The 23,421-nt window shown below is 67.5% G+C and carries 23 protein-coding genes and 1 tRNA gene; 12 read left to right on the plus strand and 12 right to left on the minus strand.

The features are described from left to right. Positions 1–43: 43 nt before the first annotated feature. From NLI89_RS21740 to NLI89_RS10210, 4 genes are read left to right on the plus strand one after another with little or no spacing between them, the layout of a single operon-like run. Positions 44–178, plus strand: a complete 135-nt coding sequence (locus NLI89_RS21740; protein ID WP_267904487.1) for a hypothetical protein — start codon at positions 44–46, stop codon at positions 176–178. Further along, positions 162–2,015, plus strand: a complete 1,854-nt coding sequence (locus NLI89_RS10200) for a hypothetical protein (protein WP_368077267.1) — start codon at positions 162–164, stop codon at positions 2,013–2,015. The genes NLI89_RS21740 and NLI89_RS10200 overlap by 17 nt, the downstream gene beginning before the upstream one ends. Before the next feature lie 19 nt (positions 2,016–2,034). Next, the gene (locus NLI89_RS10205; RefSeq protein WP_368077268.1) at positions 2,035–2,955 is read left to right on the plus strand and encodes a tyrosine-type recombinase/integrase; all 921 of its coding nucleotides are present in this window, start codon (positions 2,035–2,037) and stop codon (positions 2,953–2,955) included. 9 nt (positions 2,956–2,964) lie between these two features. Beyond that, on the plus strand, positions 2,965–3,912 hold the full coding sequence (locus NLI89_RS10210; protein ID WP_254686957.1) for an acetyl-CoA carboxylase carboxyltransferase subunit alpha: 948 nt from the start codon (positions 2,965–2,967) through the stop codon (positions 3,910–3,912). A 68-nt stretch (positions 3,913–3,980) separates the two neighbouring features. Here NLI89_RS10210 and NLI89_RS10215 read toward each other — a convergent pair whose 3' ends face one another. Together NLI89_RS10215 and NLI89_RS10220 are read right to left on the minus strand one after the other, a co-directional pair. Further along, complete coding sequence (locus NLI89_RS10215) at positions 3,981–4,163, minus strand: Flp family type IVb pilin (protein ID WP_254686958.1); 183 nt, start codon at positions 4,161–4,163, stop codon at positions 3,981–3,983. A 126-nt stretch (positions 4,164–4,289) separates the two neighbouring features. Then, positions 4,290–4,499, minus strand: coding sequence for a Flp family type IVb pilin (locus NLI89_RS10220; protein ID WP_254686959.1), 210 nt, complete (start codon positions 4,497–4,499; stop codon positions 4,290–4,292). A 31-nt stretch (positions 4,500–4,530) separates the two neighbouring features. On the opposite strand from NLI89_RS10220, the gene NLI89_RS10225 reads away from it, so the two are divergent. Beyond that, a complete protein-coding gene (locus NLI89_RS10225) occupies positions 4,531–4,959 on the plus strand; it encodes a (deoxy)nucleoside triphosphate pyrophosphohydrolase (protein WP_254686960.1) in 429 nt (142 codons plus the stop codon). A 403-nt stretch (positions 4,960–5,362) separates the two neighbouring features. Here NLI89_RS10225 and NLI89_RS10230 read toward each other — a convergent pair whose 3' ends face one another. The 6 genes from NLI89_RS10230 to NLI89_RS10255 form a co-directional block, all read right to left on the minus strand. Further along, complete coding sequence (locus tag NLI89_RS10230; protein ID WP_254686961.1) at positions 5,363–5,506, minus strand: hypothetical protein; 144 nt, start codon at positions 5,504–5,506, stop codon at positions 5,363–5,365. A 208-nt stretch (positions 5,507–5,714) separates the two neighbouring features. Beyond that, positions 5,715–6,593 (minus strand): hypothetical protein, encoded by an 879-nt coding sequence (locus NLI89_RS10235; RefSeq protein WP_254686962.1) that lies wholly within the window; start codon positions 6,591–6,593, stop codon positions 5,715–5,717. Positions 6,594–6,629: 36 nt separating this feature from the next. Continuing rightward, on the minus strand, positions 6,630–6,935 hold the full coding sequence (locus NLI89_RS10240; protein WP_254686963.1) for a hypothetical protein: 306 nt from the start codon (positions 6,933–6,935) through the stop codon (positions 6,630–6,632). Then, complete coding sequence (locus NLI89_RS10245) at positions 6,932–8,482, minus strand: PAS domain S-box protein (RefSeq protein ID WP_254686964.1); 1,551 nt, start codon at positions 8,480–8,482, stop codon at positions 6,932–6,934. The genes NLI89_RS10240 and NLI89_RS10245 overlap by 4 nt, the downstream gene beginning before the upstream one ends. Before the next feature lie 4 nt (positions 8,483–8,486). Further along, positions 8,487–8,852, minus strand: coding sequence for a CsbD family protein (locus NLI89_RS10250; protein ID WP_254686965.1), 366 nt, complete (start codon positions 8,850–8,852; stop codon positions 8,487–8,489). 216 nt (positions 8,853–9,068) lie between these two features. Next, entirely contained in the window at positions 9,069–10,421 is a 1,353-nt protein-coding gene (locus NLI89_RS10255) for an MFS transporter (RefSeq protein WP_254686966.1), read from the minus strand. A gap of 352 nt (positions 10,422–10,773) precedes the next feature. Between NLI89_RS10255 and NLI89_RS10260 the strand changes: the two genes are divergently transcribed. Continuing rightward, positions 10,774–12,027 carry an arsenic transporter gene (locus tag NLI89_RS10260; RefSeq protein ID WP_254686967.1) on the plus strand — a complete coding sequence of 418 codons (1,254 nt, stop codon included), beginning with the start codon at positions 10,774–10,776 and terminating at the stop codon, positions 12,025–12,027. Positions 12,028–12,088: 61 nt separating this feature from the next. Here NLI89_RS10260 and NLI89_RS10265 read toward each other — a convergent pair. Next, positions 12,089–12,162 (minus strand) — tRNA-Cys (locus NLI89_RS10265). 195 nt (positions 12,163–12,357) lie between these two features. Here NLI89_RS10265 and NLI89_RS10270 point away from each other — a divergent pair. From NLI89_RS10270 to NLI89_RS10295, 6 genes are all read left to right on the plus strand, one after another. Next, positions 12,358–13,386 carry a helix-turn-helix domain-containing protein gene (locus NLI89_RS10270; RefSeq protein WP_254686968.1) on the plus strand — a complete coding sequence of 343 codons (1,029 nt, stop codon included), beginning with the start codon at positions 12,358–12,360 and terminating at the stop codon, positions 13,384–13,386. A 347-nt stretch (positions 13,387–13,733) separates the two neighbouring features. Further along, positions 13,734–14,393 (plus strand): protein-L-isoaspartate O-methyltransferase family protein, encoded by a 660-nt coding sequence (locus NLI89_RS10275; protein ID WP_254686982.1) that lies wholly within the window; start codon positions 13,734–13,736, stop codon positions 14,391–14,393. Between the two features lie 5 nt (positions 14,394–14,398). Next, a complete protein-coding gene (locus NLI89_RS10280; protein ID WP_254686969.1) occupies positions 14,399–15,931 on the plus strand; it encodes a TolC family outer membrane protein in 1,533 nt (510 codons plus the stop codon). A 35-nt stretch (positions 15,932–15,966) separates the two neighbouring features. Further along, positions 15,967–16,578, plus strand: a complete 612-nt coding sequence (locus NLI89_RS10285) for a DUF2497 domain-containing protein (RefSeq protein ID WP_254686970.1) — start codon at positions 15,967–15,969, stop codon at positions 16,576–16,578. Positions 16,579–16,714: 136 nt separating this feature from the next. Further along, entirely contained in the window at positions 16,715–19,660 is a 2,946-nt protein-coding gene (locus tag NLI89_RS10290) for a valine--tRNA ligase (protein ID WP_254686971.1), read from the plus strand. A 561-nt stretch (positions 19,661–20,221) separates the two neighbouring features. Then, complete coding sequence (locus NLI89_RS10295) at positions 20,222–21,736, plus strand: MATE family efflux transporter (RefSeq protein WP_439144504.1); 1,515 nt, start codon at positions 20,222–20,224, stop codon at positions 21,734–21,736. 126 nt (positions 21,737–21,862) lie between these two features. On the opposite strand, the gene NLI89_RS10300 is transcribed toward NLI89_RS10295, so the two are convergent. The 3 genes from NLI89_RS10300 to NLI89_RS10310 all read right to left on the minus strand — a co-directional run. Then, positions 21,863–22,627: an NYN domain-containing protein gene (locus NLI89_RS10300; protein WP_254686972.1), complete on the minus strand. Its 765-nt coding sequence runs from the start codon at positions 22,625–22,627 to the stop codon at positions 21,863–21,865. Between the two features lie 10 nt (positions 22,628–22,637). Continuing rightward, positions 22,638–23,018 carry a DoxX family protein gene (locus NLI89_RS10305; protein WP_254686973.1) on the minus strand — a complete coding sequence of 127 codons (381 nt, stop codon included), beginning with the start codon at positions 23,016–23,018 and terminating at the stop codon, positions 22,638–22,640. Positions 23,019–23,249: 231 nt separating this feature from the next. Continuing rightward, the coding region (locus NLI89_RS10310; protein ID WP_254686984.1) for a GreA/GreB family elongation factor at positions 23,250–23,421 on the minus strand (172 nt) is incomplete at its 5' end.

The raw sequence follows: 23,421 nt of genomic DNA on the forward strand, positions 1-23,421 counted from the left end.
CCTGTTTTGTCCACTACCCCGTCCACTACAAGGTTACGCCGTCATGTCCCGTTTCATCGTCTCGGTCGTCGTCGTTCTTGTCGTGGTGGTCGGCGGCCTGTTCCTGCTGGCCGGTCGTGCGACCGAGCGTCCGCAGAGCCGCGTCGAGAAGGCCGTGACGCTTGCGAACCTCTCTTAAGGCAACCCTGACGGCGGCGGTTGCCGTCGGAGCCCTGGTCGCGCTGGCACCGGCGATCGGGCAGGACCGTCCCGAATCGATCCTGCCGCCGGGGTTCGGCGAGCCGACGCCCACGCCTGCGCCGCGTCCGGCCCCTCCAGCCGGCACGCAGCCTGCACGTCCGGCAACGCCAGGTGGGACGCAAACGCCGCAATCGCCGCAATCGCCGACACCGGGGCAACCGCTGCCGCCGAGCGCGATGATCCAGCCGCTGCCGGCGACCACGCCCGAAACCGCGTTGCCCGTGCCCGCCGTGACGCCGGCCCCGGTCGATCCGGCGGTGCTCGCGCGCTACGAGATGCCCGAATTCGCGCGTCGTTCGCTCGCGACGGTCGGCCCGGTGACCCCGAGCCAGGGCGGGCTGGAGGCCGACGCGTTCGGCGATGCCGACGGCCAATATGTCGAGACGCTGATGCGCCGGCTGACCGCGCCGCTGCCGTCGCGCTGGATGTCGATCCTGCTCCGGCGCGCGCTGGTGTCGCGCGTCGATACGCCGAGCCGCACCAACGGCGCGGACTTCGCAGCCGAGCGCGCCTGGCTGTTGCTGCGGATGGGCGAATCGGTCGCGGCTCGCGCAGTCACGCAGGGCGTCGATACCGACAACTACACGCCGAAGCTGTATCAGGTCGCGATGAACGCCTCGCTGGCGACGGGCGATCCCGCCGGGTTCTGCCCGCTCGTCCCCGGTGCGATGCGCTATGCGCCGGCGCGGGGCTGGACGATGGCGCAAGCCATGTGCGCCGGGCTGTCGGGCAATCCCGCGCAGGCGACCCCGCTGATCGCGACCGCCAAGCGCCGCAACGTCGCCAGCGGCATCGACATGCTGCTTGCGCAGAAGGTCGTCGGTGCCGGCGCGCAGGGGCGCCAGGCGGTGACGATCGAATGGGATGGTATCGACCAGCTGACCGCATGGCGGTTCGGCCTGGCGATGGCGACCGGCGTCGCGGTGCCGGACGAGCTGTATGCGAGCGCCGGGCCTCAGGTTCGCTATTGGCAGGCGCTCTCGCCGTCGGTTCCGCTCGGGGCTCGGCTGGCGCCTGCGGAGTCTGCGGCAGGGCAGGGGGTGCTCTCCAGCGCCGCGCTGGTCGATCTCTACGCCGCCGCCTCGACCGACGACGATACGCAAAGCACGGCGACGGCGACCGCCAACGATCTCCAGACCGCCTATGCCGATCGCAGTCCGGATGCGCGGCTGAATGCGTTGCGCCAATTGTGGGGCGGGGCGGCCACGCGGCCGTCCTACGCGCGGCTCGTGCTGACCGCGCGGGCGGCGGCGCGGATGAACCCGACGCTGGCGAAGGCCGAGGCGGACCATCTGGTCGCGTCGATGCTGTCCGCGGGGCTCGACCGCACCGCCGCGCGGTGGCTCGGCACAGTGCCGGCAGGTGGCGACGCCTGGGCGATGATCATGCTCAGCGATCCCGACGCGTATCGCCGGCTCAGCTATTCCGACCTCGCCTCCTATTCGGGCGGCGAGGGCGATTCGGCGTTGAAGCAGCGCATGTTGTTCGCGGGGCTCGCAGGGCTAGGGCGACTCAACTCCGGCGATATCGAGCGCGCTGCGCAGTCGCTCGGTGTCCGGATTGGTGCGGACAATGCCTGGACCCGCGCGCTCGACCGGGCCGCGCGCGCCGGTCAGCCGGGGACGGTCGTCGTGCTCGCCGCGATCGGCATGCAGGCGTCCGGCTGGAAGGATATTCCACCCGAGGCGCTGTACCGGATCGTCGGCGCGCTGCGCGCCGTGGGACTCGACGGCGAAGCGCGAATGATCGCCGCCGAGGCGATAGCGAGGGCGTGACCACGCCGGGTGCCAGGGCGTGACCCACGCGTCGGACCGCGCGCTGATCGACCGGTTCCTGGAGATGATGGCCGCGGAAGCAGGAGCTGCGGCCAACACAGTCGCCGCCTATCGCAGCGACCTGACGCTCGCCTCGCAGGCGCTCGACGGCGGGTTGGTCGATGCCGATGTCGATACGCTGGCGAAACTGGCGGGTGGCTGGTCGGCTTTGTCCCGTTCGACGGTCGGGCGAAAATCGGCCTCGCTGCGCCGCTTCTTCGCGTTCCTCGCCGACGAAGGCCACCGCGCCGACGATCCCGGCAAGGCGCTGCCCCGTCCCGGTACCGCACGCACCTTGCCCAAGGTGCTGAGCCACGCCGATATCGACCGGCTGTTCGCGGCGATCGCCGAACGCGCCGCGCGCGATCCGCTTGATCCCAACGACCTGCGGCTCTCGGCGTTGTTCGAGCTGCTCTACGGCTCCGGCCTGCGCGCGACCGAACTCGTCAGTCTGCCGCGCAATGCGGTCCATCCCGATCGTCCGTTCCTGATCCTGCGCGGCAAGGGCGGGCGCGAGCGGCTCGTCCCCATTTCCGACCGCGCGCGCGCCGCGGTGGCGGTCTGGCGCACCCATGTCGCGGCGGATCGCCTGTGGCTCTTTCCCTCGGGCAAGGGCCATCTGTCGCGCATCCGCCTGTACCAACTCGTCAAGGCGCTCGCCGCCGAGGCCGGCATCCCGCCCGATCGCGTCAGCCCGCACGTCTTGCGCCACGCCTTCGCCACGCATTTGCTCGCGGGCGGCGCCGATCTGCGCGCGCTGCAATCGATGCTCGGCCACGCCGATATCGCGACTACCGAGATCTACACGCACGTCGATTCGAGCCGCCTCGTCGAACTCGTCAACACGCGGCACCCGCTGGCAGACTGCCACCTCGTTGACGCGGACGCGCCCGCGCCGTAACCGCCGCCTATGCCAAGCTTCCTCGACTTCGAGAAACCGATCGCCGAACTCCAGGGCCGGATCGACGAACTCCGCGATACCGCCGCCGAAGGCAGCGTCGACCTCGCCGCCGACATCGCCCGTCTGCAGGCGAAGTCCGACAAGCTGCTGAAGGATACCTTCGCGCGGCTGACCCCGTGGCAGAAGACGCAGGTCGCGCGCCATCCGGAACGCCCGCACTTCAAGGATTACGTCGCCGCGTTGTTCGAAGAGTTCGTCCCGCTGGCGGGCGACCGCGCGTTCGGCGACGACCAGGCGATCCTCGGCGGCTTCGCGACCTTCCGGGGCCGGAAAATCATGGTGCTCGGCCATGAGAAGGGCGACGACACCGCCAGCCGCCTCCGCCATAATTTCGGCATGGGGAAGCCCGAAGGGTATCGCAAGGCGATCCGCCTCGTCGAACTCGCCAACCGATTCGGCCTGCCGATCGTCACTTTGGTCGACACCTCAGGCGCGTTCCCCGGCATCCAGGCCGAAGAGCGCGGCCAGGCCGAGGCGATCGCGCGCTCCACGGAAGCCTGCCTCAACGCCGGCGTCCCGATCATCGCGGCGATCGTCGGCGAAGGCGGCTCGGGCGGCGCGGTCGCGCTCGCGGCGGGCAACCGCGTGCTGATGTTCGAACATGCGGTCTATTCGGTGATCAGCCCCGAAGGCTGCGCTTCGATCCTGTGGCGCACCGCGGACAAGGCACCCGAGGCGGCCGAAGCGATGCGCATCACCGCGCAGGACCTGAAGGCGTTCGGCGTGATCGACGACATCGTCGCCGAACCGCTGGGTGGCGCACACCGTGACCGGGTCGCGGCGATCGAGGCGCTGGGCGACGCGCTGTCGTCGGCGCTCGACGATCTCGTGACGCTTGCGCCGGCCGACCTGCGTAAGGATCGCCAGGCCAAGTTCCTGAAGATGGGCCGCCTCTGAGCCCCTGAACGAAAAAGGGCGGCGAAACAGAGTTTCGCCGCCCAATCTGGTTCGTGATCTTTTACTGATCAGGTTGCGGCAGCCGTCGAACCGTTCAGCTTGGTCGAGACGTTGTTGAACGTCTTGTTCAGGCTGTTGCCCAGGCCCTGCATCGCGGCGATCGCGGCTACGGCGATCAGCGCGGCGATGAGGCCGTACTCGATTGCGGTCGCACCCTTGCTGTTCTTGAAAAACTTGCGGATCGTTGTCATTCCGGTCTCCATACTTCGATTTGTCTAGTGTCACCCGGCTGGACCGGACGGGCCGGATCAGCAATTCGAGGGATACAAGTGGTGAGTTGAGAAAGGTTTAAGGCGGCCTCAGTTTTCTGCCGGGGCCTATCGAGCGCCAGCGACCCTGGTTTCGACATAGGTCCACATGCGGGTCGTCGAACCGGCCAGACCGGTCAGTCCGACGATCATGGCGATCACGACGAAGGCGAGGATCAGGCCATATTCGACCGCGGTGGCGCCGCGGGATTCGCGCAGCGCACGCGCCATTGTTCGGAGCAGGAACGGCGGGATCGTCGCAGGGTATTTTGGCCTCATCGGGCACGTCTAGTCGCAAGGAACTTAAGGGATGACCAACGACCGGCTCGATTTTGCCGCGCCTCTGCTGTTGCCCGTGGTTGCCGCGGCGCTCGTCGATATCGACGGGCGCGTCCTTTTGCAGCAACGGCCGGAGGGGAGGTCGCTTGCCGGGCTCTGGGAGTTCCCCGGCGGCAAGGTGGAGCCCGGTGAAACGCCCGAGGCGGCGTTGATCCGTGAGCTCGAGGAGGAACTGGCGATCGCCGTGCCGCAAGCCTGCCTCGCGCCCGCCGCGTTCGCCAGCGCGCCGTTGGGCGAGCGTCACCTGCTGTTGCTGCTCTACGTGACGCGCAAATGGAGCGGCGTGCCACGCGCACTCGAAGCGACGGCGCTGCGATGGGTCAGGCCGGCGGACATGCACGCGCTGCCGATGCCGCCCGCGGATCGTCCGTTGATCGGCCTGCTCGACGCGCTGATCTGATTGGGATCTGATTGGGATCTGATTGGCCGGCGATCGAACTGGATCGGTTAGTGACTAGAATCGCACAGGATTTGCGTCCGATCGAACGGGTCGTTGGTTGAGCCGGAGGTATGTCGGCCGGCCATCAACCTTTGGCTCGTCACCAAGGCAGGTCGGCATACTTCATGTTCAAATTCTGCTTGATATCGCGCTCCGACAGGCGCATGCAGAAAGCTACTGGCGTACGTCCCCAAGACCGTATCCAGTTGCCTGGACTGCGGCTCGCGCGCGTTATTCCCTTTTCTCGAGCGAGCCGTTTCCGGCACCTCCCCACAGCGCAACATGCCACGCCAGAGTGTCCGGCTTCGATCGCCCTGATCCTTGGCTTTTCATGTAGATCGATAGGCACGCAGTCACATGCCGCCTAAGCGACGGCGGCTCGATCTGCCGCCGCCAGTGCGTCCGCAAGCAAGGCCGCGATCAACGTCTCGTGCTGTGCGTCGGCCAGGTGCAAGGCCTGGGCTATGGCCTCGCGCAACGACGCCCGTTCGGTCTGGGCACTGTCCATTACGATTTTCCTGATTGTAGGGGGCCGGACACTTCGACCCGTGCTCCGTCCATAAAAAGGGGGCCGCCAAAGCCGGCAGCCCCCTTCTCGACGATCTTAACCCGATTCCTGGCGATCGGTCCTCGACCGGGGCGCTCGGAGAGACGACCCGGTGTCGGCGCTGTCCCGGCAGTGGAAGCGAGCAGTCTCGACAGTCTCAGATGCGGCCTTAGACGCGGCGACGTGCTGCGGCGGTAGCACCGAAGCCAGCGGCTGCGGCACCGATCAGCAACGCGATCACGACCATGAAGGACGTCCCGGCAGCGGCACCGGCGGCTGCGTCGGTGGCCGACTTGGCGGTCTCGATCGTGTCGTTCTTGGTCTTCACGAACTGTGCCTTGGCGCGCGTCACCTGGGCCTGGGCCTCGGGGCGGCTGATCTTGCGCTGGGCGGCGACGATGTCGACGATCCGGCTTTCGGCCTGCGCACCGTCCTGGCCACCGCGGGCAAGCGCCGGCAGCTGCTTGGCGATTTCCTTCTGCGCCTGCTCGGGCGTCATCAGGGCGGGATCCGACGGCGCGTCCGACAGATACTCGGCAGCTTCCTCGCGGACGTCGGTCACGTCGACATTCGCGACGTCGGCGACCTTGGGTGCTGCGGCGCCGATGCCCGTGCCAGCTGCGGAAGCGACCGAGCCGACGGTGCGGAATGCACCACCGATGATGCCGCCGACCGCCGAGGTGAGCAGGTACAGGGTGAGGATCAGCGTGACGCCCCACACGACCAGGCCGTGGACCAGGCCGTCGAAACGATCATGGACGCCGGCGACGCGTGCCGCGGCATAACCGCCAGCGCCAAGCGCGATGACCGTCGTGATCACCCAATAGATGCCCGCGCCGATGCCAAAACCGGCCGCCCCCGGCGTGGTGCCCTCGACCGGATCGACGAGGCTGAGACCAATGCCGGTCCCGAGGATGCCGAGCACGAGCTGGACCGCGATCGCGAGCACGACGCCCGCGAAGATCGCACCCCAGGATACGCGCGTCGGGGTTTTCGCATAGCGAACGTCATCGACCGGCAGGCCGCCGGGCGTCAGATGGGTAGCCATAAATACTCCTGTTATAAAAGCTGTCGAACGACGGCGTCAGTCTGCGCCGTTCTCGTCGATGTGGTTTCCGCGCTTCACCGGAGGCGTGACGGGCTTTCGCGCCTCGTCCTTGCCGTTGCGGTCGGCGTCGTTTTCGGCATCGCCGTCCGGCTGTTCGCCGAGCGGCTCGCCGATGATCTTGCCGATCGCATCCTGCACCGATTCCCGGGCCTGGCGAACGCGTGCACGCTCCTCGGCGGGGGTGCCGTCCCTATCTTGCGGCGCCCCGTCCTGGAACGACCCGTCCTTGAACGACCCGTCCTTGAACAAAGCGTCTGGCTTGAGATCTTTTGCGCGGGTCATGCCGTCGCCTCCAGGGAATGTGCACCGGTGCGCGCCGTCGGCACCGGCATGGAATCGCCATCAAAGCCGCGTGCGCGCGCCCATGCGGCGGCGGCGTTGCGACGGTTGACGCCGATCTTCGAATAGATCCGTGCGACGTGGTTGCGCACGGTGTTGCCGGATACGTCGAGCGCACGCGCGATCGACTTGTCGTCGAGCCCGCGACAGATCAGCGCCAGCACCTCGCGCTCGCGCTGCGTCAGTTCGTCCAGCCCGACGCCCATCGGCTCGACCTGCGGCGTACGGATCCGCGCGAGCTTCTCCATGATCGAGCGGCTGAGCCAGCTCGTGTCCTTCATCACCGCCTCGATCGCGTGGACCAGTTCGCGCTCCGACGCCTTGCGCGTACTGATGTCGCGCATCGCCCACAGCACGCAGGCTTCGTCGCCGAGCATGATCGGTTCGGTCGACACGATGCAGTCGATGACCTCGCCGTCCTTGAGACGGAGACGGACCTCGCGGTCGCGGATCGGCGTGCCCGCCTCGATCTCGCCTTCCATCGCCTCGCGCAGCGCCGGGGTTTCCCACAGGTCGACCTCGTCGAGCGGTCGCCCGACGATTTCGTCCGCGGAATAGCCCGTCAGCGCGGTGAAGGCCTCGTTCACGTCGCACAGCCGGTGGCCGTCGAGCGCACCGATCGCCAGCGCCACGGGTGCGAGCGAGAAGGTCCGCGTGAACCGCTCCTCGCTCTGGCGAAGCGCCTGCTCCGCCTTCCGCCGCGGTTCGAGATCGGCGAAGGTGAACAGCATGCACGGCTGCCCGCTCATGTCGATCGGCTGGCCGGCGACGATGACCAGCTTGGTCGCGCCGCCGGGAAGGTCCAGCTCGGCCTCCATCTGCGGGATGGTGCGACCCTCTTTCAGGCGTTCCTTGGCGAGGTCGCGCTTGTCGGCGCGCGCCAGCACGTCGATATCGTAGACACTGCCCGCCAGGATCGCGTCGCGGTCGTGCCCGGTCATGTCGATGAAGCCCTGGTTGACCTTCACGAAACGAAGGTCGCACAGACGGGCAATGATCGCCGGCGCCGGATTGGCGTTGAACGACTGTTCGAACCGGTCCTCCGCCTCGAACCGTGCCGACACGTCCTGGATGATCAGGACGAGGCATTCCGGCTCTTCCACCTCGTTGGTGAGGACGAGGCTACGGACCTGGTGGACCCAGCGTGGCTCCCGCTCGCCCGCGACCGCGACCTCGACGACCACTTGCGAGAACGCCTCGCCCGACACCACCCGCTCGATCGGATAGTCGGCGTCGTTCAGCTTGTGGTTGTTGCGATACCGCAGCTGGAACCGCTGGCGGTAATCGTCGACCGTGCTGCCGAGATCCTCGACCGACTCGACCCCGTGCATCCCGAGCGCCGCATGATTGGCCCACAGGATCGCCTGGTCGGGGTCGATGAGAATCACGCCCTCGTTCAGCCCCGCGATGATCTGGCGCAGGTGGCGCAGATCGGCGGAGTCGCGGAGCGACTTGAGGGCGGGCGCCAAGGGGGTGGGGTCCGTAGCCACGGGATCAGTCGCGCCGACCGTGCACGAGCCAGGCGATGCCATAGCCGACCGCGGCCGCACCGAGCGCCCACAAGATGGGGGCGTCCTGCGCCGAAGCCTGGGCCGATGCGGCACCGCGACGGGCGACCTCGGCGGCGCGCTCGCCGGCGTCGCGGGCTTCGCTGCCGATCTTCTCGGCCAGCTCGGGTGCGCCATCGACCGCGTCGTTGATCGCCGACTTGGCGCGACCGTACAGATTCTGTGCGCCACCGGCGACCTGATCGACGACGCCGTCGACCTGCCAGTCGCGGCTGTTCACGGTGTCGCCGATAGCCTTCTCGACCTTGCCGCCGACATAGCGGGCGCCGCCCTGAAACTCGTCCTTGTTCATGATCGTATTCCTTTCAGAAATCACGTCTCGCATCGCGTGACCGCGATCGGCCGCATCGAAAGCGTGCTCGTTACGCCACCGTTGCAACCGGACTGGACGCATAAACTGCCGTCTAAGCGCTTGGTTCCTGGTAGTTTTGTGCCTGCATCTAGTCGGTATGTACCACGTCGGGACAGGTGGGCCGGGACGCTGGCAGGCGTCATCCGCGACCCGTTTTCACGCAGCCGTTTTCGCCCGGTCCTTCGTCTCCGGCATCGCGATCAGGTACAGCGCCAGCCCAAGGCCGGCGACGGTGGCGAGCGTCAGGAACCCGGCCGTGTAGCCCGACCAGACGATGATCGACCCGGCGAGCGTCGCGGACAGCGCGGCGCCGAGGCCCTGCACGCTGGCCACCGCGCCCTGGCTCACGTTGAACCGGCCGGTGCCCTTGGTCAGATCGGCGATCACCACCGGGAACAGCGCACCGAAGATGCCTGCGCCGATGCCGTCGAGCGCCTGCACACCGACCAGCCACCACGGATTGTCCGACACGGTGTACAGCGCGCCGCGCGCCGCGAGGAACCCGAACGCGATCAGGAACAGCGGCTTGGTGCCCCATTTCTCGGTATTGCGGCCGACCACGATCGCGACCGGCACCATGACGAGCTGCGCGGCGACGATGCAGGCGGCGGTCAGCGAGGTCGCCTGGTCCTTGCCGACGGTGCGCGAGAGCAGCTGGCTGACCGATGTCAGCATCGCCGCGTTGGCGAGGTGGAAGAGGAAGGCGGTGACCGCGAAGATCATCAGCGGCTTGTTCTCGATCAGCATCTTCCAGCCGCTCGGTTCCTCGCAATCGTCCTCGGGCTCGCAATCCAGGCCGCGCGCGACCGCGTTGTCGATGTCGTCATTGTCGATCCGCGACGCCGTCACGATGCTGGCGACGGTCAGCGCGCCCATCAGCCAGAACACCACGACCGGCCCGAACTGCCATGCGAGTACGCCCGCCAGCGCCGCCGACACCGCGTTGCCGGCATGATTGAACGCTTCGTTGCGGCCGACCCGCTTGGCGAACAGCTTGGGGCCGACCAGCCCGAGCGTGATCGCCGAGATCGCCGGGGCGAACACCGCACCCGCGATGGCGGCGATCGACTGAGTGACGGCGACCGCGGTGAAGCCCGTGACGATCGGCAGCGAGATGCTGCTGAGCGTGACGAGCAATGCCGCGATCATGACGATCCGCGGCTTGTTCCTGCCGCGATCGATCAGGCCGCCGGCGGGGGTCTGCGAGATCAGCCCGACGATCCCGGCGATGGTCAGGATCATGCCGACCGTCGCCTCGTTCCAGCCGTGCGCCGGACCGCGCACCGCGAGAAGATAGATCGCCAGATACGGTCCGAGGCCGTCGCGCACGTCGGCGAGGAAGAAGTTCAGCGCGTCGAGCGTCCTGTTCGGCGTGGACTTTCCGCCTCCCTCGGCACCACCCTTTTTGCCGGCGTCTTCGGCGAAACCGTCACCCGTCGTGCTGGCCATGGCAATTCCCTGAAAGTCGGTGTCGCGGAACCCGGCGCGGTCGGGAAACCCGTCGGCCATCGGATCGCTAAAGCTATCGCCCGGGGGAAAGTTTCCGCGGACTATAAATTTCCGCGGACTATAAATATAGTCGGATCAGATATTCCCCAGTGAAGTCAGAAGCTAAACCGAAACTGAACGGCGCGGTTCAGCGTCGGATCATGAATAAAATGTCACGGAACGATGATCATCCAGCCACGCTATGGGGCGGCGCTCGACCGGGAAGCGTGCGAGGACTTTGGGGCTGGTTTAATGGCAGGAGACGGCGCGCGCCGCGGCCCCAACAAAAGCGGCCCCAACTTGAACGGACTCGATAGGTGAGCACGGCGATGACGAAGACGACCCGGCGGATCGGCGCGCGGAGGCTGGCCGCGTGACATTGCCGGTCTATGCGATCTGGGCGATCTGTTTCGTCGCGACCTTCGGCGTGATCACGCGCCCGTTCAAGCTGCCCGAGGCGGTCTGGGCGGTCGCCGGCGCTGCGCTGCTGCTGGTGTTCGGGCTCATGTCGCCCGGTGCCGCGTGGAGCGCGGTGCTGAAGGGTGGCGACGTCTATCTTTTCCTGATCGGGATGATGCTGTTGTCCGAAGTCGCCCGCGACGAGGGGCTGTTCGACTGGGTCGCCGAGCACGCCGTCCGGCTGGCCAGGGGATCGACCAGCCGGCTGTTCGCGCTGGTCTTCGGCGTCGGGATCGTCGTCACGACCTTCCTGTCGAACGACGCGACCGCGGTGGTGCTGACCCCCGCCGTCTATGCCGCGGCGAAGAGAGCGAAGGCGGATCCGCTGCCGATGCTGTTCGCGTGTGCATTGATCGCCAACGCAGCGAGCTTCGTGCTGCCGATCTCGAACCCTGCGAACTTGGTGCTGTACGGCGGCGCGATGCCGTCGCTGGGCGCGTGGATGGCGTCATTCACGCTGCCGTCGCTGCTGTCGATCGGCGTGACGTTCCTGGTCCTGCGCTGGGTCGAGCGCGAGCGCCTCACGGGCGAGTGCGAGACCGTCGTCGAGACCGGTACGCTGCCCCGGGGCGGGAAGATCGCGCTCGGCGGGATCGTCGCGACCGCCGTGCTGCTGATCGCGGCGTCGGCGCAGGGCCATGATCTCGGCCTGCCGACCTGCCTCGCCGGGATCGCGACGATGGCCGCGATCTGCATCGGTGGCCGCAAGTCGCCGTTCCCGACGCTTCGTTCGGTATCCTGGGCCGTCCTGCCGCTGGTCGCCGGGCTGTTCGTGCTGGTCGAGGCGCTGGCCAGCACCGGCGTGATCGCGATGCTGGCGCGCTGGCTGGCGGCGAGCGCGGCACGATCGCCATCGGTCACCGCCGGCGTGGCGGGCACCATACTGGCGTTCGGATCGAACCTGATGAACAATTTGCCGGCCGGGCTGATCGCCAGCACCACGCTCCAGCAGGCGCATGTCCCGCAGATCGTCACCGACGGCTTGCTGATCGGCGTGGACCTGGGGCCCAACCTGTCGATCACCGGTTCGCTCGCGACCATCCTGTGGCTGACCGCGATCCGTCGCGAAGGCGAGGACGTCGGTTTCTGGCGCTTCCTGAAGGTCGGCGCGCTGGTGATGCCGCCCGCGCTGTTCGCGGCACTCGGCGCGCGGTTGTTGCTCGGGTAAGGTACTGCTGGGGTAAGGGATCGTTCGAACGCGTGTGTCGCAGTCACGCGTGACTGGAAATTGGAGGCCCGACCGGGAATCGAACCCGGGTGCGAGGATTTGCAGTCCTCTACGTCACCACTCCGCCATCGGGCCCCGATGCGTGAAGGCGGCGCAAATGCTTCGTTTTGTCGTCGCGGTCAACCGTCAGTTGAGGGCGGGAGGGCGATTATTCTCTGGCGGCTGGTGTGCGTCAACGACGGGACGGTATCAACCCAGATCGAGACTCGCGCCGGACTGGTTCCTTCCCTAAGGTCGCGGTAACGATAAACTGACTTGGGGGCAGGTCGCTTGAGAAAAGATGCGGTTGCGGGCGGGACGAACACTGCGGACGTGGAGGAGGCGGTTTTCGCGATGCCGGCCGGCATGGCGATCCGGTACGATCGACCGGCCGCCGCGCTCGCCGACTTCATCACCGGCTATCACGTCTATCGCTCGAGCGCGGCACCGGGCGGGGAGGGGCAGGTCGACTGGTTCCTGCCGGCGACCGCCAATGTCCGGATCGCGATCGATGCCGGCCCGATCGCGGTATCGATCGGTCGGCGGACCTATGATCCACTGCCCGCCGCCAGCCTGTTCGGGCCGACCAGCCAGGCGCTGAAGGCGACGACCCACGGCGGCGTGATGATCGGCTTCGGTATCAGCGCGCTCGGCTGGGCGAGGCTGATGCGCCGGCCTGCGGGCGATTTCCGCAATCGGATCGTGCCGCTGGAAGACGTGCTCGGCCGCGGGTTCACGAACCGCCTCGTCGCCGCGCTTCAGGCGGCGACGGACGATGCGGCGGTCGCGCCCATTCTCGATGCGCTGCTGCTCGAGCGGCTTGGGCCCCCGCATGCCGACGCCCCGGCGATCCGGGGGCTGATGGAGGTGCTGGCGACCGATGGCCCCGCCGACATGGCCTCGGCGGCGGCGCGGCTCGACATGCCGTCGCATGCGCTGCGCAGGCTTTCGATTCGCCATTTCGGGTTTCCGCCCAAGATGCTGCTGATGCGGGCGCGGTTCCTGCGGTCGCTGCTGCGGTTGATGGCGGCGGGCGACGCGGCCGATTATTCGATGATCGACGACAGTTATTTCGATGCGTCGCATTTCCTGCGCGATTCGGGGACGTTCCTGGGCATGACGCCGCGGCGTTTCATGGCGCTGACCAAGCCGTTTCTCGAAGCGAGCCTGCGCGCGCGCAACGCCGTGCTGGGATCGCCGACCCAGGCGTTGCACGACATCGCCACGGCGCCGGCGAAGACGGACTCGATGGGGGCCGTCAGGGCGACGACGTCGAGCCGCGCGATTTCTACCGGCGACGCTGCCGGTATTTCCTGCTAGAACCATCGGCAGAGGTAGTGCTCAGGTCTTCCGCGTGCACCCTCGGCGCCCCGCCCGCGGCATCTCGGTGTCACACGGGCGGGCGGGGTGCCTTCACCGCACATCCTTCACCGCACACAGTGTAGTTTATTGACCGATCGGTCCGCGCATTGCGTGCTTCGGGCACCATGCCGGGCGGAATCCGATCAACCCGCGCTTGGCGTGGCGGCGGTCGCGCGATATCAGGTCGATACGCAACAAGTGTATTGCACAACTAAAACAGTTGTGCGACAGGATGGCCCATGACGACGACAACTCTCGATACTCCCTCGCTCGCAGCCGAGACGCATGACATCGGCGGGACCGCCATGTCCTCCGCACCCGCTACGTTCGACGCGATGCGCCACGCGATGGTCGCGAGCCAGCTCCGGACCAACGCGGTCAACGACCAGCGCGTCGTCGCGGCGATGGCACGGGTGCCGCGCGAGCAGTTCATGCCCCAGGACGTCCGCGCGATCGCCTATCGCGACACGGCGATCCCGCTCGGCGGCGGTCGATATGCCAACCTGCCGATGGCGACCGGCCGGCTGCTGACCGAGGCGTATCTGACCGCGACCGACCGCGTGCTGCTGATCGGTGCGGCGACCGGCTATACCGCCGCGGTGCTGAGCGAGATCGTGCGCTCGGTCGTCGCCGTCGAGAGCGATCCCGCCCTGCTGGCGATCGCGCGCACTGCGCTCGCCGGGGTCGGGAACGTCGAGCTGGTTGAGGGCGCGTTCCAGGACGGTCACGCCGCCGCGGCCCCCTATGACGTGCTGATCGTCGACGGCGCGATCGAGTCGGTGCCCGACGCGCTGATCGCGCAGGTTCGCCCCGATGGCCGCGTGACCGCCGGCATCGCCGAGCGCGGGCTGACCCGGTTGGCGTCGGGACGCAAGACCGAGGGCGGGTTCGCGCTGGTCGCGTTCGTCGATGTCGAATGCGTCGTGTTGCCGGGCTTCGAAACCCCCAAACCCTTCAGGTTCTGAGCTTTATGACCTTGCGCACCGCTCGTTACCGCCGCTTGCTCGCGAGTGTTGCGCTGATGTACATCGCTGCACCAGCGAGCGCGGAGACGCTGCGCGAGGCGCTGGCCAAGGCCTATACCACCAACCCGATCATCACCGGCCAGCGCGCCACGTTGCGCGCGACCGACGAGAACGTGCCGATCGCGCGTGCCGCCGGGCTTCCGTCCGCCAATGCGACCGGCGACTACACAGAATTCGTCGTGACCGCAGCGAACAGCTTCATCGCCCTGCCGCGCCAGGCCGTCGCGCGCGCCAACGTGTCGGTGCCGCTGTACCAGGGCGGCCAGGTCCGCAATTCGGTCGCCGCCGCCAAGACCCGCGTCGAGGCCGGGCGCGCGACGCTGCGCGGCACCGAGGCGGATCTGTTCACCAACGTCGTCGCCGCGTACATGGACGTGATCCGCGACGAGGCGATCGTCGGCCTCAACACGCAGAACGTGCGCGTCCTCGACGTCAACCTGCAGGCCAGCCGCGATCGGTTCCAGGTCGGCGACCTCACCCGCACCGACGTCGCGCAGTCCGAAGCGCGCCTCGCGCTCGCCCGTGCGCAGCTCCAGTCGGCGGAGGCGCAGCTGATCTCCAGCCGCGAGAATTACATCCGGTACGTCGGCACGCCCGCCGGGACGCTCGAAACGCCGCCCACCTTGCCGCATCTGCCCGACAGCCCCGCGTCGGCGGTAACCGTCGCGATCGAGAACAACCCGGTCCTGATCGCCGCCGCCAAGGAGCGCGACGCGACCCGCTACGACGTCGGCGTCGCCCGCGCGAGCCGCCTGCCGCAGATCAGCGCAACCGGTGCCGCCAGCTACACCAATTATCTCGGCTCGATCTCGACCGCCGATGGCAGCGCCAGTACGGTTCCCAATGTGAACAAGGCGGTCCAGGCCGGGCTGTCGCTGACCCTGCCGCTGTTCCAGGGCGGCCGCCCCGCCGCGCAGGTCCGCCAGGCCGAGGCGTTCCAGAGCCGCGCGATCGAGAACGTCACCGCGACCGAACGCAACGTGATCTCGCAGGCGCGCTCCGCCTATGCCGTGTGGCGCTCGTCCGAGCAGGTGATCCAGTCGTCCGAAACCGCGGTCAACGCGAACAAGCTGAGCCTCGAAGGCGTCCGTGCCGAGAACAGCGTCGGCACGCGCACGATCCTCGACATCCTCAACGCCGAGCAGGAATTGCTCAACAGCCAGGTGACTCTCGTCACCGCGCGCCGCGATGCGTATGTCGCGGGCTTCGCGTTGCTGGCGGCAATGGGACAGGCGGAGGCGCGCGATCTCGGGCTCGACGGCGGCGTGCTCTACGATCCGGTCGCCAACTATCAGCGCGTCCACCACAAGATCTGGGATTTCGGCGGCGACGGCGAGCCCGTTCCGGTCGGTACCCGCACCGCGCAGTCGCCCGCCCAGGATGCCCGCGTCGCCCCGCAACGCGATCCGTTGCTCGATACGCCGGTTGACAGGAACCCCGCCTTGACGACAGGTAGGGATGCGCCGAGCCGCCAATAGGGGTGTGCGCGGCTACGGGGTTTGGGATGGTCCGGATGGGGGACGTGAACGGCGAGCCGTCGATGGAGGAAATCCTCTCGTCGATCAAACGCATCATCGCCGAAGAGGGCGACACGCCCGGCCGGTCGCGCCGCCCTGCGCGCACGACGTCCGCGCCCGTCGACCAGGACGTGTCCCATCGTGAATTGGGTCACCGCGATCCGGGCCACCGCGATCCGGCCTATCGTGATTCCGGCTATCTCGACGACGGGATCGACGACGACGAAGTTCTCGAACTGAGCGATCCGATGCCGATGGTTGACCGCACGCCCCGCCCGCCGAAATCGCCGGTGCTGACCTCCGTCGATGCCGCACCCGAGCCGCGGCACCCCGAGTCGCGCCAGCCAACCGCCAAGCCGCAGCCCGCCGCGGAAACGACCGCCGAGCCGATCGTCTCGCGCCACACCGCGGCTGCAACGCGCGCGCCGCTCGAAGCGTTGACGCGGATGATGGTAAAACCCGAAACCGGCAATGACGGCACGCTCGAGGGCCTGGTGCGCGAAATGCTCCGCCCGATGCTGCGCGAATGGATCGACGCGAACCTCCCCAACATGGTCGAGGACATGGTCTCGCGCGAGATCGCCAAGATCATGAACCAGCAGCCCTGACCTTAGACTGCCCCCCTCCCTGAAAGGGAGGGGCCGGGGGTGGGTAGGCCGGTTGTCGCGCCGCGACGCCAATTCCAGACCCCGACACGCTCCCCAAGGCTGGCCTAGCCCCGACACGCTCGCTAAGGCTCTGTGCATGAGCGAGCTTCCCAAAACCTTCGACCCCGCCTCCATCGAATCGCGCTGGTATGCGCATTGGGAGGCCAGCGGCCAGTTCCGTCCCGATCGTCCGAACGCCGAGCCGTGGACGATCGTCAACCCGCCGCCCAACGTCACCGGCTCGCTGCACATCGGCCACGCACTCGACAACACGCTGCAGGACATCCTCACGCGCCACGCGCGGCTGAAGGGCAAGGATGCGCTCTGGGTGGTCGGCACCGATCACGCCGGCATCGCGACGCAGATGGTGGTCGAGCGCCAGATGGGCGCGCTCAATCCCCCGCAGAAGCGCACCGATTTCTCACGCGAGGAGTTCGTCGCCAAGGTCTGGGACTGGAAGCAGGAGAGCGGCGGCGAGATCACGCAGCAGCTCCGCCGGCTCGGCTGCTCGATGGACTGGGCGAACGAGCGCTTCACGATGGACGAAGGCTTCTCGAAGGCCGTCCTGAAAGTGTTCGTCGACCTCCACAAGCAGGGCCTGCTGTACCGCGACAAGCGCCTGGTGAACTGGGATCCGGGCCTCGGCACCGCGATCAGCGACCTCGAGGTCGAGACGCGCGAGATCAAGGGCAGCTTCTGGCACCTCCGCTATCCGCTCGAGGATGGTTCGGGCTTCATCGAGGTTGCGACCACGCGGCCCGAGACGATGCTCGCCGACATGGCGGTCGCGGTGAACGGGGCGGACGAACGCTACACTGCGCTGATCGGCAAGCAGGTGAAGCTGCCGATCACCGGCCGGCTGATCCCGATCATCGCCGACGACCATGCCGATCCGGAGCTCGGGTCGGGCGCGGTGAAGATCACCCCGGGGCACGACTTCAATGATTTCGAAGTCGGCAAGCGGGCAGGGATGGCCGCCGGGTCGATGCTCAACATGCTCGATGCGAAGGCGCGCGTCGTGCAGGTGTCCGATGGGCTGATCCCGGAAGAGCTGCTCGGGCTGACGACCGCGGAGGCGCGCAAAGCCGTCGTCGCACGCCTGAAGGCCGAAGGCTTCCTGATCCCGCACGTCGACAAGGACGGCGAGGAGCACGACGCCGAACCGCGCACGATCCAGACGCCGTATGGCGACCGCTCGGGCGTGGTGATCGAGCCGTGGCTGACCGACCAATGGTATGTCGACGCGAAGACCCTCGCGCAGCCCGCGATCGAGGCGGTGCGGACCGGGGCGATCGATATCGTCCCGAAGACCTGGGAGAAGACGTTCTTCAACTGGATGGACAATATCCAGCCCTGGTGCGTGTCGCGGCAGCTGTGGTGGGGGCACCAGATCCCCGCGTGGTTCGGGCCGCGATTAGAAGGGAACGACCTCGCTCATCGCTTTGACGATATTCTTGATGGCGGCTCCGCTCGAAAACCATTTGTAGCGGAGACCCCCGAGGCTGCGCTTGCCCTTGCGCGCGATTATTACGGCGAGAATTTCATTGTCGGCATCGACAGCGATGAAAAGCGGCAGATTAATCGGCTGGTTTTGTCGAAGGAGGGGGAGCCACGTCGAATTTGGCTAACCCGCGACCCCGACGTGCTGGACACCTGGTTTTCCAGCGCCCTCTGGCCCTTCGCCACACTCGGCTGGCCCGAGGCGGCCACCGTTCCCTCTCCCCTTCGGGGAGAGGGCCAGGGTGAGGGGCAGCCAAGCAGTGCCGCGCCCGGAACTGCCCCTCACCCCAACCCTCTCCCCGCAGGGGAGAGGGAGCAGAGGCAGAAGCAGCTCGGCGGCCGCTATCCGAACGACGTGCTGATTTCCGGCTTCGACATCCTGTTCTTCTGGAACGCGCGGATGATGATGCAGGGGCTGCACTTCATGAAGGACGTGCCGTTCCGCACGCTCTACCTGCACGGCCTGGTCCGCGCGGCGGATGGCGCGAAGATGTCGAAGTCGAAGGGCAACGTCGTCAATCCGCTCGGCCTGATCGACCAATATGGCGCCGACGCGCTGCGCTTCTTCATGGCGGCGATGGAGAGCCAGGGCCGCGACATCAAGATGGATGAAAAGCGCGTCGAGGGCTATCGCAACTTCGCGACAAAGCTGTGGAACGCCGCGCGGTTCGCGCAGGCTAACGGTATCGTCGCGAGCACGACGCTCGAGGCACCGCGCGCGGAGCTGGCGGTCAACAAATGGATCATCGCCGAGACGATCGCGACCGTCCAGACGGTCGATCTCGCGCTCGCCGACTACCGCTTCGACGGCGCCGCCAACGCGATCTACCAGTTCGCGTGGAGCCGCTTCTGCGACTGGTATCTCGAACTCATCAAGCCGCAGATGGTCGGCGACGAGCGTGGTGTCATCGACGATGAGTCTAAGGCCGTAGCGGGCTGGGTGCTCGACCAGATCCTGGTGCTGCTCCACCCGTTCATGCCGTTCATCACCGAGGAACTCTGGCACGCGATGGGCGCTCGCGAGCACGACCTGATCGTCGCGCAGTGGCCGATGGCGGACGCGCGGTCGCTGGATCCCGAGGCGAGCAGGGAAGTCGACTGGCTGATCCGCCTGGTTCAGGAAATCCGCACCGCGCGGAATGAGTTGAACGTCCCGCCGGGCGCGCGCCTGCCGCTCCACGTTCGCGATGCGAATGCGGCGACGTTGGCGCGGCTCGAACGCCAGGCCCCCGCGCTCGCGCGCCTCGCCCGCGTGACGCATGCGGACGGTGAAGCCACCGGCGGCGCGGCGCAGGTCGTGGTCGACGAGGCGACCTTCGTCCTGCCGCTCGAAGGCGTGATCGACCTCGATTCCGAACGCGCCCGCCTGACCAAGGCGATCGCGGCCGCGGAGAAGGAGCGCGATGCGCTGTCGGGGCGTCTCGGCAACGCCAGCTTCGTCGAACGCGCCAAGCCCGAAGCGGTGGAAAAGGCTAAGGCCGACCACGCCGACAAGGCCGCCGAAGCCGCCCGGTTGCACGCCGCACTCGGACGCCTGGGGTAATCTTCTCCCCTTCCGCTTGCGGGAGGGGTCGGGGGAGGGGCGTGCCCCACGGACCGGACGCCAGTACGTACGTCCCGCCCTCCCCTGACCCCTCCCGCAAGCGGGAGGGGAATGCGTCCTCGAACACTGCCCTCGCGCCGACCAACCATGCGCCTGCCCGTCCGCCTGCCCGCCCTTCCGTCCGTGCGTCCGTCCCTCCGCCCATCCGTCCCTCCGCCCATCCGTCCGTCCGTCCGTCCGCCTGCCCGTCCGTCCGTCCCTCCGCCCGTCACCCCAGCGAAAGCTGGGGTATCTGGGTGAGTAGATGCAACGGCCACCCGACAACGGGGATACCCCAGCTTTCGCTGGGGTGACGGATCGGTATGCCCCCTCCTGTTCTCCCGCGCAGGCGGGAGCCCAGACTGGGTCCCCGCCTGCGCGGGGAAACATGGTGTGCTTGGTTCTGGGTAGGGGACCGACCGGGCTTGTCCCGACGTTCACTCCGCGGCTAGGCATGCAGCCTGCAAGGGCGCCCGACCGTCCGCCGGTGCAAACCGGAAACCGGCCTGACGGAGAGAGTGTTTGAGCGACCTGCCATCCAACGTCGAGACGCACGTCGACGATCGCGAGCCTACCGGCGCCAAGACCGAAACCCGCCCCCGCGGCAAGCCGGGCCAGCGAGACCTCACCACCGGTCACATCGGTCGCACGTTGCTCGCGTTCGCACTCCCGACGCTGGGCTCGAACATCCTCCAATCGCTCAACGGCTCGATCAACGCGATCTGGGTCGGGCGCTATCTCGGCGAGGGCGCGCTCGCCGCGACGTCGAACGCCAACATCATCATGTTCCTCACCTTTGGCGCGGTGTTCGGGTTCGGCATGGCCGCGACGATCCTGGTCGGCCAGAGCTTCGGCCGCCACGACCTCGAAGGCGCACGCCGGGCGTTCGGCTCCGCAGTCGGCCTGGTCCTCGGCGGCGCGATCGTGATCGCCGCGCTCGGCTGGGTGTTCGCGCCCGAGATCCTCCATCTGCTCGCCACCCCCGGCGACGCCATGCCGCTCGCGCTCGCGTATCTCCGCGTGATCTTCCTAGGGCTGCCCGCGTCGATGATGATGGTCCTCCTCATGATGGGCCTGCGCGGCACCGGCGATTCGATGACGCCCCTCTGGTTCATGCTGCTCAGCGCGCTGCTGGACAGCGGGCTCAACCCGTTGCTGATCGCGGGCATCGGACCGTTCCCGCAGATGGGGATCGCGGGTTCGGCGATGGCGACGCTGATCGCCAGCCACGTCTCGCTGCTCGGGCTGATCGTCTACATCTACAGGCGCGACCTGCCTTTGCGGCTGCGCGGCAACGAACTCCGCTACCTGATCCCCGAACGCGCACTGGCCGGGACGATCGTCCGGAAGGGCCTGCCCATGGGTGCGCAGATGCTCGTCATGTCGACCGCAGGGCTGGCGATGGTCGGGCTGGTCAACCGGCTCGGCGTCGATACCGCGGCGGCCTATGCCGTCTCGCAGCAACTGTGGACCTATATCCAGATGCCCGCGCTGGCGATCGGTGCGGCGGTCAGTTCGATGGCGGCGCAGAATATCGGCGCGGGGCGCTGGGACCGGGTCGGCGACATCACGAAGTACGGCCTGTTGTTCAACGTCGCGTTGACCGGCGCGATGGTCGGCGTGGTGATCCTGTTCGACCGCCCGGTGATGACGTTGTTCATCGGCAGCGACAGCCCGGCGCTGCCGATCGCGCGGCATATCCAGCTGATCGCGAGCTGGAACTTCATCCTGTTCGGCATGACCATGGTGCTGTTCTCGACGGTCCGCGCGAACGGCGCGGTGATCGCGCCGCTGATCGCACTGATCGTCGCACTGTATCCGGTGCGGATCGGCTTTGCGTTGCTGGCGAAGCCGTGGCTCGGGGCGGATGCGCTGTGGTGGAGCTTCCCGCTCGGGTCGCTGGCGACGCTGGCGATCGCGGTCTGGTATTATCGCTACGGCAATTGGCGGAAGGGCGCGCTGGTGGTGCCCGACGATAGCGAGGAACAGGCGCACGGTATGAGCGAGCCGGGTGGGCGGTTACAGCCGACGGGGTGAGCGAAACGCGCTCCCCTCGCTGAAAGGGAGGGGCTGGGGGTGGGTAGGCTCGTTCGTGCCCCAGCGGTTGGGATATGCGGAAGCCGACCCACCCCCGACCCCTCCCTTCCAGGGAGGGGGGAAGGTTTACCGCAGGCGCTTTACGAACGACCGGCCACCTTCGCGACGTTCGTGCTGGAAGTTCGGGATCGTCTCGATCAGGTCCGACAGCCGGTTGAACCCGTAGTTGCGCGCATCGAAGCTCGATCGGTTGCCCGCCAGCTGCCCCAGTTCGGCGACGCTGGCGTACCCCTTCTCGTCGCGCTTCACGGCGTTGTAGGCGTCGATCAGCAGCTTGATGACCTGCTCGTCGATCGGCTGCGCGGTCTTCGGGCGAGCGATCGGCGCCGGTGTCACGGCTTTCTCACCTGCCACGGGGGCCGGCGTCGGCGCAGGCATCGCCTGCGACGTTTCGTTCAGTGCGCCGACGTCGATGAACCGCGTGCAGGCCTGACGGAATCCCTCCGGCGTGCGGCTCGTGCCAAAGCCGTACACCGGGATGCCGTCCTGGCGGATGCGCGTCGCGAGCGGCATGAAATCGCTGTCCGACGACATGATGCCGAAGCCGTCGATGCGGCCGCGAAACAGCAGGTCCATCGCGTCGATCGTCATCTTCATGTCGGTCGCGTTCTTGCCCTTGGTCAGGTCGAACTGCTGCTGCGGCTCGATGCCGTGCTTGATCGACATGTCGCTCCACGCTTTCAGCGCGGGCTTCGACCAGTTGCCGTACACCCGCCGGACGTTGACCGTGCCGAGCTCGGCGAGGACGGTCAGCACCGGGTCGAGGGTCGCGGCGGAGGCATTGTCCGCGTCGATCAGGAGGGCGACGTTGCGCGTTGTGGTATCGATCATGCGCGCAGGATTAGCCGCGCGCGCGCCCCGCGTCCACGCTCCACGCGCCGCCCCCCGCTGCGGCGAGATACAGGAAGACGAAGCAGTAGAGCACCGCCGGCTCGCCGCCATTGGCGATCGGGAAGGGGCCTTGCGGGAAATGCGCGAGGAAATAGGCGACGGCGGACATGCCCGACAGCACAAACGCCACCGGTCGCGTGAACAGGCCGATGATCAGCATGCCGCCGCCGACGACTTCGAGTACGCCGGCGACGTAGAGCAACGGGTTCATCGGCATCGGGAAGGGCGGCAGGCCGAAGAACTTCGAGATGCCGTGGCTGAAGAACACGAGCGCGACGACGATGCGCATGACGCTCAGCAGGCGAGCGGACCAGGTGGCGGGTATCGGCATGGGGGAGTCCTCGGTGTCGTTGCGTTGGCGAAACGTCACACGCGCGCGGGGCGAGGTCAATTTATGTAAATCGAAACGGATCGTTGACGGGGGACCCACGATCCTCCCCCGCCAGGGGGAGGTGGCACCGAAGGTGACGGAGGGGGAGGCAGGCGCAACGATCGTTTCCCTTTCCTCCCCCTCCGTCTGGCAGCGCCAGCCACCTCCCCCTGGCGGGGGAGGATCACGAGGTCAGGGATATTCGATCGCGATTACCTCGTATTCGCGTTCGCCTGCGGGTAGGTCCACCCGGCGAACATCGCCGATCGCCGCGCCGCGCAGGGCGCGCGCGAACGGCGAGTTCCAGCCGATTCTTCCGTTGCTCGCGTCGGTCTCGTCGTCGCCTACCAGCGTCAGAATCCGC

Origin of the sequence: Sphingomonas faeni (genome assembly GCF_024273235.1) — a bacterium.
GTDB classification, from domain to species: Bacteria; Pseudomonadota; Alphaproteobacteria; order Sphingomonadales; family Sphingomonadaceae; genus Sphingomonas; species Sphingomonas faeni_A.

Excerpts from the sequence above, each read along its gene's own strand:
- NLI89_RS21740 (WP_267904487.1), top strand. The coding sequence starts at position 44 with ATGTCCCGTTTCATCGTCTCGGTCGTCGTCGTTCTTGTCGTGGTGGTC.
- NLI89_RS10210 (WP_254686957.1), top strand. The coding sequence starts at position 2,965 with ATGCCAAGCTTCCTCGACTTCGAGAAACCGATCGCCGAACTCCAGGGC.
- NLI89_RS10215 (WP_254686958.1), bottom strand. The coding sequence starts at position 4,163 with ATGACAACGATCCGCAAGTTTTTCAAGAACAGCAAGGGTGCGACCGCA.
- NLI89_RS10220 (WP_254686959.1), bottom strand. The coding sequence starts at position 4,499 with ATGAGGCCAAAATACCCTGCGACGATCCCGCCGTTCCTGCTCCGAACA.
- NLI89_RS10225 (WP_254686960.1), top strand. The coding sequence starts at position 4,531 with ATGACCAACGACCGGCTCGATTTTGCCGCGCCTCTGCTGTTGCCCGTG.
- NLI89_RS10230 (WP_254686961.1), bottom strand. The coding sequence starts at position 5,506 with ATGGACAGTGCCCAGACCGAACGGGCGTCGTTGCGCGAGGCCATAGCC.
- NLI89_RS10235 (WP_254686962.1), bottom strand. The coding sequence starts at position 6,593 with ATGGCTACCCATCTGACGCCCGGCGGCCTGCCGGTCGATGACGTTCGC.
- NLI89_RS10240 (WP_254686963.1), bottom strand. The coding sequence starts at position 6,935 with ATGACCCGCGCAAAAGATCTCAAGCCAGACGCTTTGTTCAAGGACGGG.
- NLI89_RS10250 (WP_254686965.1), bottom strand. The coding sequence starts at position 8,852 with ATGAACAAGGACGAGTTTCAGGGCGGCGCCCGCTATGTCGGCGGCAAG.
- NLI89_RS10255 (WP_254686966.1), bottom strand. The coding sequence starts at position 10,421 with ATGGCCGACGGGTTTCCCGACCGCGCCGGGTTCCGCGACACCGACTTT.
- NLI89_RS10275 (WP_254686982.1), top strand. The coding sequence starts at position 13,734 with ATGTCCTCCGCACCCGCTACGTTCGACGCGATGCGCCACGCGATGGTC.
- NLI89_RS10280 (WP_254686969.1), top strand. The coding sequence starts at position 14,399 with ATGACCTTGCGCACCGCTCGTTACCGCCGCTTGCTCGCGAGTGTTGCG.
- NLI89_RS10285 (WP_254686970.1), top strand. The coding sequence starts at position 15,967 with ATGGGGGACGTGAACGGCGAGCCGTCGATGGAGGAAATCCTCTCGTCG.
- NLI89_RS10290 (WP_254686971.1), top strand. The coding sequence starts at position 16,715 with ATGAGCGAGCTTCCCAAAACCTTCGACCCCGCCTCCATCGAATCGCGC.
- NLI89_RS10300 (WP_254686972.1), bottom strand. The coding sequence starts at position 22,627 with ATGATCGATACCACAACGCGCAACGTCGCCCTCCTGATCGACGCGGAC.
- NLI89_RS10305 (WP_254686973.1), bottom strand. The coding sequence starts at position 23,018 with ATGCCGATACCCGCCACCTGGTCCGCTCGCCTGCTGAGCGTCATGCGC.